The sequence below is a fragment of the Curtobacterium sp. MEB011 genome, from assembly GCF_030209655.1.
In the GTDB taxonomy this organism is placed as follows: Bacteria; Actinomycetota; Actinomycetes; order Actinomycetales; family Microbacteriaceae; genus Curtobacterium; species Curtobacterium poinsettiae.
This window is the reverse complement of record NZ_JARVRN010000007.1, coordinates 1-15,867: the sequence shown is the minus strand read 5'-3', so window position 1 is coordinate 15,867 and position 15,867 is coordinate 1. Positions and strand designations below refer to the sequence as shown.

At 71.6% G+C, this 15,867-nt stretch carries 15 protein-coding genes; 7 read left to right on the top strand and 8 right to left on the bottom strand.

Going from position 1 to position 15,867, the window contains the following annotated elements; all coding sequences use genetic code 11:
• Window positions 1-64: 64 nt before the first annotated feature.
• From QRN30_RS09465 to QRN30_RS09435, 7 genes are all read right to left on the bottom strand, one after another.
• Window positions 65-277: a hypothetical protein gene (locus QRN30_RS09465; protein WP_139179817.1), complete on the bottom strand. Its 213-nt coding sequence runs from the start codon at window positions 275-277 to the stop codon at window positions 65-67.
• 188 nt (window positions 278-465) lie between these two features.
• Window positions 466-894, bottom strand: coding sequence for a hypothetical protein (locus QRN30_RS09460; RefSeq protein WP_284760969.1), 429 nt, complete (start codon window positions 892-894; stop codon window positions 466-468).
• A 67-nt stretch (window positions 895-961) separates the two neighbouring features.
• Window positions 962-1,423: a hypothetical protein gene (locus QRN30_RS09455; protein ID WP_017888429.1), complete on the bottom strand. Its 462-nt coding sequence runs from the start codon at window positions 1,421-1,423 to the stop codon at window positions 962-964.
• Between the two features lie 249 nt (window positions 1,424-1,672).
• The gene (locus QRN30_RS09450) at window positions 1,673-1,978 is read right to left on the bottom strand and encodes a hypothetical protein (RefSeq protein WP_284760968.1); all 306 of its coding nucleotides are present in this window, start codon (window positions 1,976-1,978) and stop codon (window positions 1,673-1,675) included.
• 67 nt (window positions 1,979-2,045) lie between these two features.
• Entirely contained in the window at window positions 2,046-2,579 is a 534-nt protein-coding gene (locus tag QRN30_RS09445) for a hypothetical protein (RefSeq protein ID WP_017888427.1), read from the bottom strand.
• A gap of 38 nt (window positions 2,580-2,617) precedes the next feature.
• Complete coding sequence (locus tag QRN30_RS09440) at window positions 2,618-5,116, bottom strand: bifunctional lysylphosphatidylglycerol flippase/synthetase MprF (protein ID WP_284760967.1); 2,499 nt, start codon at window positions 5,114-5,116, stop codon at window positions 2,618-2,620.
• A 5-nt stretch (window positions 5,117-5,121) separates the two neighbouring features.
• Window positions 5,122-6,453, bottom strand: coding sequence for an alpha/beta hydrolase (locus tag QRN30_RS09435; RefSeq protein ID WP_017888425.1), 1,332 nt, complete (start codon window positions 6,451-6,453; stop codon window positions 5,122-5,124).
• Window positions 6,454-6,635: 182 nt separating this feature from the next.
• On the opposite strand from QRN30_RS09435, the gene QRN30_RS09430 reads away from it, so the two are divergent.
• Complete coding sequence (locus QRN30_RS09430; RefSeq protein WP_502869533.1) at window positions 6,636-7,328, top strand: NUDIX hydrolase; 693 nt, start codon at window positions 6,636-6,638, stop codon at window positions 7,326-7,328.
• Here the strand turns inward: QRN30_RS09430 and QRN30_RS09425 are convergent.
• On the bottom strand, window positions 7,240-8,469 hold the full coding sequence (locus QRN30_RS09425) for an ROK family protein (RefSeq protein WP_082046856.1): 1,230 nt from the start codon (window positions 8,467-8,469) through the stop codon (window positions 7,240-7,242). The two genes, QRN30_RS09430 and QRN30_RS09425, sit on opposite strands and share 89 nt — an antisense overlap.
• Before the next feature lie 132 nt (window positions 8,470-8,601).
• On the opposite strand from QRN30_RS09425, the gene QRN30_RS09420 reads away from it, so the two are divergent.
• From QRN30_RS09420 to QRN30_RS09395, 6 genes are all read left to right on the top strand, one after another.
• A complete protein-coding gene (locus tag QRN30_RS09420; RefSeq protein WP_042538221.1) occupies window positions 8,602-9,900 on the top strand; it encodes an ABC transporter substrate-binding protein in 1,299 nt (432 codons plus the stop codon).
• A 12-nt stretch (window positions 9,901-9,912) separates the two neighbouring features.
• The gene (locus QRN30_RS09415; RefSeq protein WP_042538224.1) at window positions 9,913-10,881 is read left to right on the top strand and encodes a carbohydrate ABC transporter permease; all 969 of its coding nucleotides are present in this window, start codon (window positions 9,913-9,915) and stop codon (window positions 10,879-10,881) included.
• Entirely contained in the window at window positions 10,881-11,801 is a 921-nt protein-coding gene (locus tag QRN30_RS09410; RefSeq protein ID WP_017888419.1) for a carbohydrate ABC transporter permease, read from the top strand. Before QRN30_RS09415 ends, QRN30_RS09410 begins: the two co-directional genes overlap by 1 nt.
• Window positions 11,802-11,854: 53 nt before the next feature.
• Window positions 11,855-13,513, top strand: coding sequence for a glycoside hydrolase family 13 protein (locus tag QRN30_RS09405; RefSeq protein WP_284760963.1), 1,659 nt, complete (start codon window positions 11,855-11,857; stop codon window positions 13,511-13,513).
• A gap of 125 nt (window positions 13,514-13,638) precedes the next feature.
• The gene (locus QRN30_RS09400; RefSeq protein ID WP_017888417.1) at window positions 13,639-14,574 is read left to right on the top strand and encodes an ABC transporter ATP-binding protein; all 936 of its coding nucleotides are present in this window, start codon (window positions 13,639-13,641) and stop codon (window positions 14,572-14,574) included.
• Window positions 14,571-15,791, top strand: a complete 1,221-nt coding sequence (locus QRN30_RS09395) for an ABC transporter permease (RefSeq protein ID WP_259494041.1) — start codon at window positions 14,571-14,573, stop codon at window positions 15,789-15,791. Before QRN30_RS09400 ends, QRN30_RS09395 begins: the two co-directional genes overlap by 4 nt.
• The last annotated feature ends 76 nt before the right edge of the window (window positions 15,792-15,867 follow it).

The following is a 15,867-nucleotide window of genomic DNA, read 5'->3' as shown; positions in this document are numbered from 1 at the left end:
CCTGTCGGGACGCGGCCGCTACCGGGCCGGATCGCGGTTCCGCTGGTTCCGGTTCCTCTGGGCGCTACTGGAACTGACCGATGCGGAGCGAGTCGAGGATCCCGCCGATGTCGATGAGCGGGCCCTGGACGAGGGGGCCCTGGATGAGTGCCGGGGACGTCGCGTTCGTGGAGGTGTCCTCGGCGGCGTTCGCAGCGGTCGCGTTCGTTGCGAGACCGCCGAGCGTCAGCGCCACGGCGATGGTCGCGGTGCTCAGGATGCGGGTGTTCTTCTTCACGGGAAGCTCCTCGTCGACTGTCGGCGGCCGGACTTCGGCCACCGTGGAGTCGTTCGGGGCCACCGTGGTGACCGGTTTGGTCGTTCACACGGTGTTCAGATCGCTCCGCTCGTCGGACCCACTGTGCGGGCACCGTCTCGGCGCACTCGACGGGCAGGCCAGCGGGCGTTGTCCGGGCAGCCGATCAGCTACCGATCTGCCTCGTCCGAGCAGCCCGGCAACGCTGCGATGTCCGGGCACCCGTACTCGTGCCACCCGCCCTGGCCGTAGGTGTCGTAGGCCGCCGTCGACGCGATCGTCGCCCCTGCCCCGTCCGTCTGGACGAAGTACGGGGTCGGATCGCCCTCGGTCGTCCGCCGTACCCAGGCGAGTGACGCCACGTCGCCGGCTCCGCTCGCGTCCGTCAGGCACTGCAGACTCTCGGCCGGGAGCGCGCCGTCGGTCTCGAGCTCCACTTCGCCGCGATCTGTGCCGGTCGGCGTGCTGACCCAGTCCGGTGCGTCGGCGAGGGTTCTGGCCGACGCGATGGGATCCGCCGGCTGCCGGCTGCACCCCGACAGGAGCGGAAGCACGACCAGCACGAGTCCGACGGCGGTGATGACGAGGCGCTTCTGCACAGGACGAGCATGACCCACCGAAACGCCCCACCGGGCCACGGTCCGGCAACGTATGCACCCTGGCAGGTCAGTGGCTGTCGGTCATCCCGCTGCTGACGTACGAGGAGTCCACCGTGTCGTCGGTGAGCGTGCAGTTGTAGACGGCGTACGGATCGGTGTGCCCGTCGTCGAAGGTGAAGGGGTAGACGAGCTGGTAGGTCCCGTCGCTGCCCGGGTACCCCGACGGGTCGTCCGTGAAGGTCAGGGTGACGCCCGCGTCCGCGGCCCCCTTGCTGCACTCGTCGTAGATGTGCTGCGCGAGCGCCGACGTCCCGGGCTCCTTCGACGGGGACGTCGACGGAGTCTGGTCGTCCGTGGTCGCGGCGTCCGTCGCGGTCGGGGACGGGGACGGGAGCGGGGTCTTGTCCCCGGTCATCGCCGTGGTGGCGGACGGCGCCGGAGTCGGGGTGCTCGCAGCACAACCGCTGAGGGCGGCGACCACGACGCAGGCAGCCACCGCGGTGACGCTGAAGCGGGTTCGTGTGTTCATCGGTTCTCACCTTCGGTGGGAGCAGGGTCGCTCACTGAGAGATGTCGTGCGACGGCCGATCCTGACACGGTGTCGGCCGGGTCAGCCGGTACCGGCGCACCGCGCCAGCGGGGCGACGGCCGTGCCGGGAGGTGGGCCCCACCCGCCGGTACCGGCGCACCGCGCCAGCGGGGCGACGGCCGTGCCTGGAGGGACGGTGCCAGCTGGCACCGGGCCTCCCGGCCGCCCTGTGGTCGCGTCGAAGACGCGTCAGCCTTCCCAGGGCCAGTACGTCTGGCAGGTCTCGGGGCTGCCGTTCGTCGAGTTGCACACCTGCACCGGGCCCCAGAGTGCGACGGCGACGAACGCCACCTGTAGCACCAACATGCCCAGGCCGACGATGAACAGGGCGCGGACGCGGCGACGGTCGTCGCGGACGCCGGTCAGCAGCGAGCCGAAGGCGGCGAGCAGCCCGCCTGCCGGGAACACGAGTCCGAGGACGACGGTCACGGTCATCAGGAGCGCGAATTCGCCTCGGGTCGCGCCGAAGCGTCGACCGGTCTGCACTGCAGTCACGGAAGTGAGCTTATTGGCCTTCGGGCCACGCCGATGCGCCCACTTCGGGCGGGCCGCCGACCGCGGTTCAGCCGCCGCTGCGCTCCCGGCGGCGCACCCGCAGCGTGCCGATCCCCTGCACGATGCACAGGACGCCGCTCGCGACGACGATGACCCCGGTCACGATCCGGCCGACGGAGAACCCGCCGAACAGCAGTGGGGCGACCGCAACAGCGATGAAGATCGCGCCCATCACGATGACGACGACCGGGTTCTGGGCGACGAAGAAGTGGCGGCCACCGTTCGCCTCGGCGATGGCGCGGTCACGTGCACGTGGGACGGCGTCGGGGGACCGACCCGCGCGACGATCTGCACGCCGTCGACGGCTGCGCAGGACCAACCACACCGCCGCACCGATGACGACGGCCGCTCCGATCGCGATCCACTCGACGAGCTGGAAGAACCCGAAGACGAGCAGCAGGACGAACCCGACCACGACGCCCGCGAACATGTCCGTGGTCATCCGGTCGGTCCGGCCGTCGACGCTCGTGACGTAGCCGGGGCGACGTTCGTACGGATCGTGCTCGTCCACCGCCGGTCCGTCGGCGCGTTCGGTTCCCATGCACCGAACGTACCGACGGCGCTGGGGAGCCGTCCGGTTCAGCCGACGCGCGCGGCTGGCTGCTCGGCCCGGGCTGCGGGCGCCGGACGCCGTTCGCGCATGATCGCCACCGCCTGGCGGAGCGACAGCCCCGGCAGGTAGGTGCGGACGATGGCGACGCCGATCGTGGGCAGCGCCACCGGGTCCGGGTACGCCATCACCAGTGGGTGCAGGTCGGGGCCGAACTTCGCCTTGAAGCGCAGCAGGGAGCGGAACCCGTAGACCGGTTCGAGGGCTCCGCCGACGACGTCGAGGACCGATTCGACGCCGCTCCGGCCGCCGGTCTGCGGTTCCGCCGAGGACGCGAGCGGTGCCGCGGACAGGCTGAGCCGCTCGGCCCCGTCGGCGCGCATCCGGTCGACCGCACTCGCGACCAGGAACTCCATGACGCCGTTCGGGGCGTCCGGGGCGCGGCGCATCACGTCGAGCGTCCAGCCGACCACCTGGCCGGCGCGGTGGGCGGGCAGCCAGCTGGTGACGGCGAGCACGGTGCCGTCCTCGCCCAGTGCGACGAGCGTGCGGACGGCGGGGTCGCGCATCTCGTCGATCCCGCCCAGGGTGAACCCCATCTCGGGCAGTTCGCGCTCTGCGACCCACTCCTCCGAGATCGCCTCGATCTGGCGGGTGACCGAGCCGGGCAGCGAGGCCCAGTCCGACCAGAGCGCGGTGGTGCCGGAGCGTGCGGCTTTGTTGACGGCCGTGCGGACGTCTTGCTTGCGCTTGCCCGTGGTCGTCCAGGTGCGCGGGTCGAGGTCGGCGTCCTCGGCCACGGGAAGGGTCGTCCAGCCCAGTCGTGCGAGTGCAGCACCGAGGGTGGCGTCGATGCCGTAGAAGACGGGCGTCCAACCGTGGTCGTCCGCAGCCCGTGCGAAGCCCTCGAGTGCTGCGAGCCGGGCGTCCTCGTGGCCGAAGGGGCCGCCGGTCGTCACGGCGACGCTGCCGGTGCGGTGGTACGCGACCCCGGCGCGGCCGTCCTCGGTGAACCAGTACTCGTTGCCGGGCCAGGTCGTCATCCACCCGAAGGTGTCGCCACCGCCCGCGACCAGCAGGGCACGAGCGGCCACCCGGTCGGCGTCCTGCCCGTCGAGGTCACTGTCCGAGCGTCCGGCACCGGTCGGCCGGACCGCGGCGATCGCCACCGCGAGCCACAGGAGTGGGCCCGAGATGCCCACGACGAACCGCAGCGCCGGCTCGGCCAGTGCCAGGTGTGTGGGCAGGGTCACGGGGGCGATCGGGCCGAGCACGGCGAGCGCCAGGTGCAGGGGCTCCCGCACGCTGTCGCCCGAGGCAACGGCGACGCCGACGACGACGACCGCGAGCACCAGGGCCGAGCCGGCGACCGTGATCGCGAAGGTCAGCAGTCGTCGCCGGTCGGTCCGGACCGGGAAGTCGGCGCGGCGCAGGACGAGCACCACGGCGGTGGCGATCGGCACCAACACCGATGCGACGAGCGAGAGCGAGACCGCGAGGTGGTCCGATGCCAGACGCTGCACGACGGCGTGGTGCCGCTCGGGCAGCACCCCGTACGACACGGCGGTCGCGATGCCGGTGATCAGGTCGACGGTCACCACGAGCCACAGCGCGAACCGGCTGCCACGCCGGAGTCCCACGGCGCCGACCGCCAGGACCACGAGCGGCATCACGGCCAGCAGTGACTGGAACGGGCCGTGCGGGTGCACCGCGGCGAGCGCCCGGACACAGCTGGCGGTCACCCCGGTCACCGAGCAGTGCGGCATCCTCCCGGTCGGCCCGGTGTCGAGCACCACGGCGAGCGGGGCGAGCAGTCCGAACTGTGCGCCGGTGACGAGCGCGAGCACGGGTCCGACCGCCGACACCGTCACCGCGGCCACCAGCAGCACCCGGGTCTCGCGTGAGGAGCTCCGCGTCCAGCCGCTCCGCACCGGGGACCGTCGCAGCACGCGACCGAGCACCAGGCCGACGACCAGGGCGAGCGCCGTGTGCAGGTCGGACGCGTGTCCGGCGTAGAGCAGCAGTGCCGCGACGACGGCGATCGACACGACCCGGATCCGGCGTCGCCACAGGGCGCCGGCGAACGCGCTCGCGGTGACGATGGTGCCGACGATCCACGTCCAGGGTCCGACGTGCCCCAGGTGCACGAGGAAACCGCGGTTCGCCGGGGCGCCGTCGAACAGCTGCAGCACGGCGCCGAGGCCGGTCCCCACGACGGTCGTGACGACCATCGCGAGCAGGGTGCGCCGCCAGCCGAGCAGCCGTTCGGACGCCCCGGTGCACACCACGACGGCGACGAAGGTGACGAGGAACCCGACGACGCTGCTCGTCACCGCGACCACGCCGAGCGGACCCATCGTCCCGCCCAGGGAGTCGGGCGTCCGGCCGTCGTGCGCACCGATGCAGCGGAGCACCACGGCGGCGATGCCGGCGACGACCGTCAGGGCCGAGACGACGCTCGTCAGCGGGTACCGACGGGCCACCGGCACGAGACGCTTCGGTCTCGCCCACGCGAAGGCCGCGGCCATCGCGTTCACCGGAGGCCCAGGTGCGCGATGACGCCGGGCATCCCGACGCGCAGGGCGTAGCGGACGGTGTTCCAGTCATGGGCGGAGCCCTCGGACACGAACAGCCGGGTCTGCATGCCGGCGGCGTTCGCGGCGGCGCGGAGTGCCCTGGTCGACGCGACGTAGGGGGCGTCGTCGCTGCCGTAGGCGAACACCGTCAGGTGCCCGGGGTAGGGACCGTGCGCACGCATGATCGCCCGCGGTGCCGCTGCGGCGTACCGCGAGGCCGAGCCGCCGAACCCGTACTGGATGCTGTGCTGGACGGAGCCGTTCAGGGGTGCGAGCTCGCTCGAGATGGCGAAGGTCGTGCCGAACACGCCGGGGTGTGCGGTGGAGAACTGCATGGCGCACGTCGCGCCCTGCGAGAACCCGACGATGCCCCAGGCGGAGGGGGACGCTCCGACGCGCAGGTGCTGCCGGATCCAGTTCGTGGTGTCGGTCATGATGTACGTCGCGGAGCGGCCGAGGGACGAGTCGACGCACATCGGGTTGCGGTCCGGCGCTCCGAGCTGGTCGGGTGCGACGACGATCGGGGCGAGCCCGTGGTGTGCCGCAGCGAAGGCGTCCATCACCGCGCCGAGCCGGCCGGCCTGGAACATGTCGCTCGGCTGGCCGGGTTGCCCGGCGAGGCTGATCAGGACGGGCAGGGTCGGCGGTCGTTCGGTCAGTGCTGCGGGCGGCAGGTACACGACCGCCGGCCGTGCGTGGAAGTGGGAGACGGTCGACGGGATGTCGACGGAGAGCACCTTCCCACGCCGCGGCATGCCGGCGGGTGCCCGCCAGGTGGCCGGGTCCACCACCGGACTGGAGGCGCGCCCCACCCCCGTCTCGTGTCCCAGCGGACCGGATGGGTACGGATCCGTCGTCACGGCCTGCTCGATCGTGCGGTACGCGCCGAAGTCGACGTTGACGCCGAGGACGGCGGCCAGCGCCACCGCCACCGCCGCGAGCAGGCCGAGGACGCGGCGCAGCCAGCCGCCCTGGACGACGACCACGACGAGCAGGCCGACACCGCCGAAGGCCAGGGCCACCCACATCCGGGTGACCGGCGTGAACGACACCCCGTACAGGTCCTGCACGTCGCCGAACCACCACACCGCGACCAAGCCGAGCACGGCTCCGACGGCCATGGCGCCGAGCCGCCAGACCAGGCCCCGGACCGGGTGCCGGGAGCGACGACCGAACGCGGGCAGGAGCGCGGCGACGGTGAGGAGCACCGCGATGACGTCGACCGGGACGAGCACGGACGGTGCGACGACGGCGATGTGGAACAGGGGTCGGAGCAGATCGTGGAACATGGGGCCTCCCGGCGGACGTTGCCATCGTGGCGGTGGCCCGCTGCGAACGGGGCACCGAGGCGCTTCCGGTTCCCACAGTTCCCACCTGCCCCGCTCCCAGGAGACGCCCGAACAATCCCCAGTGAAGGGTCCGGCGCGCCAGCGCCACCGGAGCTCCCGGTGGCCGCATCTATGGTGAACGGGTGACGCACGACGGATCAGCACGGGCAGCACTCGCCGCGGTCGCTGCGGACGGCTGGGGCGACGCCGGGCCGATCGGCGAACCCGGCGGGACGTCCACCCCGCGACGGGCGGCCGTCCTGATGCTCTTCGGCGTCCTCGATCGCATCCCGAGCGACCGACCCGCGACGGCACCCGGGGTCCCGCGCGACCTCGACGTCCTGCTCCTCGCCCGGGCCACGACCCTGCGCGCCCACGCCGGCGAGGTCGCGTTCCCCGGCGGGCGCATCGACCCGGGCGACGTGGACGCCGTCGCCGCCGCACTGCGCGAGGCGCAGGAGGAGACGGGCCTCGATCCCGCTGGCGTCGAGGTGCTCGGCCCCCTGCCCGCCGTACCGCTGGCGTTCTCGAACCACCTGGTCCAGCCGGTCATCGGCTGGTGGCGGGACCCGTCACCGATCCACGTCGTCGACGAGCACGAGTCGGCCGCGGTGTTCCGGGTACCGGTTGCCGATCTGCTCGACCCGGCGAACCGCGGCGTGACAGTGATCCGCCGCGGTGGTCAGGAGTGGCGCGGAGCAGCGTTCACCATCGAGGCCGACGGCGACGAACACCTGGTGTGGGGCTTCACCGCGATGCTGCTGGATGCACTGTTCGACCGACTCGGTTGGACGGAACCGTGGGACCGGGACCACGAGGTGCCGCTGCCCGGCTGAGCAGCGGAAAGGACAGCGGGTCGGCCCGCACCGCGTCGACCGCGTGGGCCACGGCCCCGATCACGACGACGTCGGCGCCGAGCGACGACGCGACGAGTTCGGGCACCGGGTCGAAGTGCCCCTCGGCGAGCAGGTCGCGCGCGCGGTCGATGACGGCGACCGCCGGTTGGGCGATGGCGCCGGCGACCACCACGCGGTCGATGTCGAGCAGGCTCGCGAGCAGGACGCAGACCCGGGCCAGGCGGTCGCCCAGGCGGTCGACGATGGTGCGCGCGACCGGATCACCGCTCCGTGCGGCCGCGAACACCAGTGCGGCGTCCGCGGCGAGCGCGGCGTCCGCGGGGATGCGCCCCGCGGCGACGGCGTCGGCCACGAAGGTTCGGGCGACGGCGCCGATGCCGGCGGACGAACCGACGCCCTCGACGAGCTCGAGCACCCGCATCTCCCCCGCTCCGCCGTGGGCGCCGCGCAGCAGGACCCCGTCGACGACGAGGCCAGCGCCGTAGCGTTCGCCGGACAGCAGCGCCGCGAAGGACGCGTCACCCGAGGACGGCCGTTCGGCGAGCGCGGCGAGGTTCGCATCGTTCTCGACGAGCACCCGCCCGCCCGGCACGGTGCCGTCGAACCCCGGGTTCATCCGGACCCAGAAGCCGCCGTCGTCGGGCGAGGCACCGGCGGCGTCGACCGGTGCGGGGACACCCACGACGGTGACCAGGACCCGGGTGCGGTCGACGCCTGCCGAAGCGAGCGCAGCGGCCACGGTGTCGGCGATGACCCGGAGCCGCACGGGCACGTCGAGGCCAGATGCACCGAGCGCCCCCTCGGCACGGCCCAGGACGGTGCCGCGCAGGTCGGCGACGAAGGTGGTGACCCGGTGCTGGCCGGCGTCCACGCCGACGACGACCCCGGCGACGGTGTCGAGTTCGTAGCGCCGGGCGGGGCGTCCCATCCGGTACTCCCCCGCGGCACGGGCGTCGTCGAGCTCGCGGAGCCAGCCGAGCCGGACGAGTTCCTCGGCCGCACCCAGGACGGTCGACCGGGTCAGCCCGGTGGCGTCGATCGCCTCGGTCGCGGTGAACGCCGCGGAGTCGAAGGCGTACGCGAGCAGCGTCTCTGCGCTCGTTCCACGGGGCGGCGGCATGCCGTGACCCTATCGTGCGACGAGTTCCTTGCGGAATTAGATTTTCTCGCTAGATTTAGTTACGCGGGCAGCATCGGAGCCGCTCGCGGGACGGAACGGCAGGGACGCCGGGTCCGGCCGGACGGAGACGACGTGCAAGCACACGCCACCGCCAGGAACGCAGCCTCGGTCAGCCGACGCGGGTTCCTGCTGGGAGCGGGCGGCATCGGGGCGGGCCTCGCGCTCGCCGGGTGCGCCCCGATCGGGTCCTCGAGCGCCAGGCCGGAGACCATCACGTTCTACGTGTCGAAGCCCGAGGTCATCGGCTACTTCGACGAGCTCATCGCACGGTTCCACCAGACCCAGTCGAAGATCCGGGTCGTCCGCGACTCGACCTCGAGCATGTCCGCGAACTTCGTCCGGAACCGACCGCCGGACCTCGGCTGCTGGAACTACAACTTCTCGGTCGTGCCGTTCGTCGAGCACGGTGCGCTGACGGACCTGTCCGACCTGCCGCAGGCCGACACCATCAACCCCGACCTGTGGCCGCTCATGGAGCAGACCGCCGACTACCCCGGCCGGAAGAGCGCCCTGCCCTACTCGGTGACCGCGGCGTCGGTGATCTACAACAAGGCACTGTTCGCGGAGCAGGGGATAGAGGTCCCGACGACGTGGAGCGAGTTCGCCGACGTGTGCGAGCGCCTGACGAAGGCCGGCATCGCGCCGATCTACGGCACGTTCAAGGACAACTGGACGATCGCCCAGGGCATGTTCGACTACTCGATCGGCGGCATGATCGACACCCCGGCGACCTTCGAGGCCCTGCGGCGCGAGGGCACGAACGTCGGCACGGGATCGGCCGTCTCGTTCGAGCGCGACCTGCGGGAGCCGATGGAGCGCATGGTGCGACTCCGCGCCTGGCACCAGGACGGCGCCGCGAGCCGTGGGTACGGCGACGGCAACCTCGCCTTCGCCCAGGGCAAGGCGGGCATGTACCTGCAGGGACCGTGGGCGCTCGGTGAGATCGCCAAGACGAACAAGGACATGGACCTCGGCACCTTCCCGCTGCCCGTCACCGACGACCCGGCCGACCGGAAGGTGCGCGTGAACGTCGACCTGGCCCTCTGGATCCCGGAGGCGTCGCGCAAGCAGGAGGCCGCCCGCGAGTTCCTGACCTTCCTGATGCAGTCGAAGGTCAACGACCAGTACAACGCGGACAACAACGGCTTCGGCGTGCGCAAGGACGCTCCCCCGGCGTCGAACCCCGCCCTGCGCGGCATGCAGTCGTACTACGACGACGCAGCCTTCTACCTCGGTGCCTCGCAGCTCATCCCCGCCGAGATCCCGGTCGCGAACTCCGCGCAGTCGATCGCCTTCGGCGGCGACCCGCAGCGCCAGCTCCGCACCCTCGACGCCGACTGGGCGCGTCTCGCGCTCCGCACGGCCGCGTAAGGAGACGTCCGAATGGCAACCACGACCACCGAATCGATCACGACGGCGGACCGCCGCCGCCGTGGCGGGGCCGCCCCGGGCCTCCAGGCCGGACGACGGAAGGGACTGCGGGACGGACGCCGGAAGCCCCGCGTCGACCCACTGTTCCTGGCGTTCCTGCTGCCCACGCTGGTGCTCTTCACGCTCGCCATCACGCTGCCGGCCGTGATGGGCATCGTGCTGAGCTTCACGAACTCCGTCGGCTTCGGCGAGTTCCGCTTCACCGGGCTCACCAACTACATCGCGGTGTTCTCCGACCCGGCGATCCTGCAGGCGTACCTGTTCACGCTCGGGTTCTCGCTCGTCACCGTGATCGTCGTCAACGTGATCGCGTTCCTGCTCGCCATCGCGCTGACGTCGAAGATCCGCGGCAAGATCGCCCTGCGCGCGGTCTTCGTGCTGCCCATGGTGATCTCGGGCATCGTCATCGCGTACGTGTTCTCGTTCCTGTTCGCGAACAGCTTGCCGGCCTTCGCCACGGCGATCGGGTTCGGCCCGCTCGAGCAGAGCATCCTGGCGGACCCCGACCTGGCCTGGCTGGCGATCGTGGTCGTCACCGCGTGGCAGGCGATCCCCTCGACGCTCCTCATCTACATCGCGGGGGTGCTCTCGATCCCCGGCGAGGTGTACGAGGCGGCGGCCCTCGACGGTGCCAGTGCCTGGCGCCAACTCGTCTCGATCACCGCACCGCTGACCGCGGGCTACATCCTGATCAACCTGGTCATCGGGTTCAAGAACTTCCTGAACTCGTACGACATCATCGTCGGCTTGACCGACGGCGGCCCCGGCACCTCGACCACCAGTGTCGCGATGTCGATCTTCAAGGGCTTCAACGGCGGCGACTACGCCTACCAGATGGCGAACGCCACGATCTTCTTCGTCATCGCGGTCGTCATCGCCGTGATCCAGCTGCGGGCGACCCGCGGGAAGGCAGCGCTCTGATGTCCCTGCAAGCACCCCTGCGACCGGGGACCACCGCGACCGGCAGCATCCGGTCCGTCGACGCCGACCGATCCGCCGGCGGACGATCCGCCGGTCGGCGCGGCGGCACCGCCAACTGGCCCGTCACCGTCGTCCTCGTCCTCTGCGCACTGACCGTCCTCGTGCCGCTCTACGTCACCCTGACGATGGCGTTCAAGACCACCGGCCAGGCGGTCGACGGCAACGCGTTCTCGCTGCCGGCGCCGTTCAGCGTCGACGGCTTCGTGCAGGCGTGGCAGCTGACCGACTTCCCCCGGGCGTTCGGGGTCTCGGTGTTCGTCGCCGCGATCACCGTCGTCGGCACGATCCTGCTCGCCTCGTTCACGGCCTACGCGATCGCCCGGAACTGGGACCGCCGGCTGTTCCGCTGGTCGTTCTTCTACCTGCTCGCCGCGATGTTCCTGCCGTTCCCGGTGCTCGCGCTGTCGCAGGTGAAGCTCACCGGGCTCGCGCACCTGGACAACCCGCTCGGCGTCGCGATCCTGCACGTCATGTTCCAACTGTCCTTCAGCGTGCTGCTCTTCACGGCCTTCCTGCGTTCGATCCCGGCGGAACTGGAGGAGAGTGCACGCATCGACGGTGCGAGCACGGGACAGGTGTTCTGGCGACTCGTGTTCCCGCTGCTGGCACCGATGAGCGCCACCGTCGGCATCTTCGCGTTCCTCGCGTCCTGGAACGACTTCGTGATGCCGTCTTTGATCACCTCCGACCCGGGCTTGCAGACCCTGCCGGTGCTGCAGCAGATGTTCCAGACGCAGTTCAGCAACAACTACAACGTGTCGTTCGCCTCGTACCTGATGGCCATGGCCCCGGCGATCATCGTCTACCTCGTCACCCAGCGGTGGGTGATGGCGGGCGTGACGCAGGGCGCCATCAAGTGACCGACACACACCCCACGAACCCGACGAACCCCTCGACCCACGAAAGGCCCGACGTGACCGACACCCTCGCCCAGCCCGCCGCCACCACGAACGACGAGACCTGGTGGCGCCAGGCCAGCGTCTACCAGATCTACCCCCGCTCGTTCGCCGACGCGAACGGCGACGGCATCGGCGACCTGCCCGGCATCACCGAGCGGGTGCCGTACCTGGCCTCACTCGGCGTCGAGGCCGTCTGGCTCAGCCCCTTCTACCCGTCCGCCCTGGCCGACGGCGGCTACGACGTCGACGACTACCGCGACGTCGACCCGCGCCTCGGCACCCTCGACGACTTCGACCGGATGGTCGAGGCACTGCACGCCGCGGGCATCCGGGTGATCGTCGACGTCGTCCCGAACCACACGAGCGACCGGCACGAGTGGTTCCGCGAGGCGCTCGCAGCGCCGAAGGGCTCCCCCGCCCGCGACCGCTACGTGTTCCGCGACGGCAGTGGACCGTCCGCCGAGGACGCCCCCGCCGACTGGATCTCGATCTTCGGCGGGCCGGCCTGGACCGCCGTCGGCGACGGCCAGTGGTACCTGCACAGCTTCGCGAAGGAGCAGCCCGACCTGAACTGGGCGAACCGCGAGGTCCGCGACGACTTCCTGCACACCCTGCGTTTCTGGTCCGACCGCGGCGTCGACGGGTTCCGCATCGACGTGGCCCACGGCCTGGCGAAGGACCTGGGCGAGACCCTGCCCACCTGGGCCGAGCTCGCCGAGATGCCGAAGGACGGCACGCACCCGCTCTGGGACCGCGACGACGTGCACGAGATCTACGCCGAGTGGCGGACGGTCTTCAACGAGTACACGCCGGCCCGCACCGCGGTCGCCGAGGCCTGGGTCCCCGCCCACCGCCGTGCCCGCTACGCCAGCGCCGAGGGGCTCGGTCAGGCGTTCAACTTCGACCTGCTCGAGGCCGACTTCGACGCCGGCCAGTTCCGCACGATCATCGAGTTCAACCTCGGCCTCGCCGAGCAGTCCGGCTCGTCGACCACGTGGGTGTTCTCCAACCACGACGTCGTCCGGCACGCCACCCGCTACGCCCTGCCGCCGCGCGCCGGCGGCACCGACAAGCAGGGCAGCGCCTGGCTGCTCGCCGGCGGCTCGCAGGACGCGCTCGACCGGTCGCTCGGCCTGCGCCGCGCACAGGCCGCCACACTGCTCGAACTCGCCCTGCCCGGCTCCGCCTACCTGTACCAGGGCGAGGAGCTCGGCCTGCACGAGGTCGGCGACATCCCGGACGCCGACCGCCAGGACCCGGCGTTCTTCCGCAACCCGGGCGTCGACGTCGGCCGTGACGGCTGCCGCGTGCCGATCCCGTGGACGCGCACCGGCTCGTCGTTCGGCTTCGGTCCGGGCGGCTCGCACCTGCCACAGCCGGCGTGGTTCGCCGACTCCAGCGTCGAGGCCGAGGACGCCGACCCCGACTCCACCCTGCACCTGTACCGGAAGGCGCTCGGCCTGCGCGGCCAGCTGCAGTCCGAGGAACAGCTCGAGTGGATCGAGACCGGCCGCGACGACGTGCTCGCGTTCCGTCGGCCGAACGGATGGACGAGCGTGACGGTCTTCGGCGACGAGCCCTTCGCGCTGCCGGCCGGGGAACTGCTGCTCGCCTCGGCCCCGGTGGTCGACGGCGCCCTGTCGGGCGTGGGGACGGCCTGGTTGCGTTCCTGACGGAACCAGGTGGCGGACGGGAGGCGCGGTGCAGGCAGGCACCGTGCCTCCCGTCCGCCGTGGGGTCACCATCTCGGGCCGCGACCGGCATCCGAGACGTCAGCCGCTGCCGGTAGGGTCGCGGCATGAGCGGGGCGAGCATCGGCGTGCAGGACTTCGTGATGCGGTTCGGGGACCGCACCGTGGTCGACGGGCTGTCGTTCGACGTCGCCCCCGGTGAGACGTTCGGGTTGCTCGGCAGCAACGGCTCCGGCAAGACCACGACGATCCGTGCGCTGCTCGGCATCACCACGCCGACGGCGGGGACGCTGACGATCGACGGTCGCCCCTACCGGCCGGCCACGGGCGGAATCGGCTACCTGCCCGAAGAGCGCGGGCTGTACCGCAAGGAATCCGTCATCGACGTGATGACCTACTTCGGGCGTCTGCGCGGGCTGCGCGGCGCCGAAGCGACCGCGTGGAGCATGGACTACCTGGCGCGCGTCGGGCTGGCCGACCGTGCGAAGCTGCGCGTCGACAAGCTGTCCGGCGGGCAGCAGCAGAAGGTGCAGCTCGGCATCACGATCATGGACCAGCCGCGGCTGCTCATCCTCGACGAACCGACCAAGGGGCTCGACCCGGTGAACCGGCGGCTCCTGCTCGACCTGGTCGACGAACGGAAGGCCGACGGCGCGACCGTGGTCCTCGTGACCCACCACATGGACGAGGTCGAGCGGCTCTGCGACCGCATCCTGCTGCTCAAGGACGGCCGGGCCGCCGCCTACGGATCCGTGCCCGACGTGCAGGACGCCTTCGGCGGCGCGGTCGCCCGCGTCGGGCTCGACGGCCCGGTGCCGAAGTCGCCGCTGTACCGGCTCGCCCGGCACGAAGGGCACGTCGCCTACCTCGTCCCCACGCAGGCCGCCGCCCCGGACGGTGCGGACGTCCTGGCGGAACTCGTCGCGGCCGGGGTGCACGTCACCGCGTTCGAGATGCGCCGGATCCCGCTCGACGAGATCTTCGTGCAGGTGTACGGGCACGACGCCCTGGCCTTGACGTCGACCGACGGGGCAGCGGCATGAGCAACCTCGGTACGGTCGTCCGGTTCGAGTTCGTCCGTGCGGTCAAGAAGCCCGCGTTCTGGATCGGCACCCTCGCGCTGCCGGTCGTCATCGTGGTGGTCTCGCTGCTCGTCGGCATCGGACAGGCCGCCGGCACGGACTCGGTGGTTTCCGGGTCGTCGGCCACGAAGACACCGTTCCACTACGTCGACGATTCCGGCCTGGTGTCCGAGTCCGTCGCCGCGAAGTGGGGCGGGACACCGTCCACCAGCGCCGCCGCAGACCGCGCCGCCGTGCAGTCCGGCGACCTCGACGCCTTCATCGCGTTCCCGTCGTCGCCGTCCACGACGGCCATCCAGGTCGACGCCGCCGACCGCGGGCTCTTCGCCAACGGCGTGTACTCGTCGCTCGCCCAGCGGGTGCTCGAGCAGAGCGTCGCCGCATCGGTCGACGACCCCGAGACCGTGCAGCTGCTCCGCAACCCACCCGCCACCGACGTCACCACCTACGCCGACGGAACGGTCGCCCCGGGCTGGTTGTCCGTCGTGCCGCCGTTCCTGTTCGTCGCCGCGTTCTTCGGGCTCGTCATCCTGCTCGCCGCCCGGATGGTCACCGTCGTGGTCGAGGAGAAGGAGAACCGGATCTCCGAGATGATCCTGACCACGGTGACCGCGGGCGACCTGATCCGCGGCAAGGTCATCGCGATGCTGCTCGTCGGCTTCGTGCAGGTCAGCGTGTTCGTCGTGCCCGGACTGGTCGGACTGCTCGTCGCCCTGCCGCTGCTGTCGTCGCAGCTCGGCGGGCTGACCATCGACCCGTGGCGGATGGTGACCGGGGCGCTGTTGCTCGTCGGCGGAGTGCTGCTCGCATCGGGGCTGTTCGTCGCCGTCGGGGCCGCGGTGCCGTCGATCAAGGACGCCTCGGCCCTGCAGTCGGCAGCGATCTTCGCGCTGATCATCCCCCTGTACGCGGCGTTCTTCGTGATGACGACGCCGACGTCGCCGGTGGCGCAGTTCTTCACGTACTTCCCGACCTTCACGCCGATCACCGCGATGGTGCGGAACGCCGTCGGGGCCCTGACCGTGACGGAGTCGGTGGTCTGCATCGTCGAGGTGTTCGTCGTCGCCGGGCTGCTGCTGTGGTTCGCCGAGTACCTGTTCCGGCACTCGGTCGCGCAGTACGGGTCGAAGGTGACGGTGCGGCAGGTGCTGTCGTGGCGGCGGGGGCAGCGGGGCTGAGCGGGGCGGTGCTCGGCCCCGTCGGCCCGCGGTGCTCGCGTCGCCGGCCCGCCGCGCTCGCGCCGCCGGCCCGCAG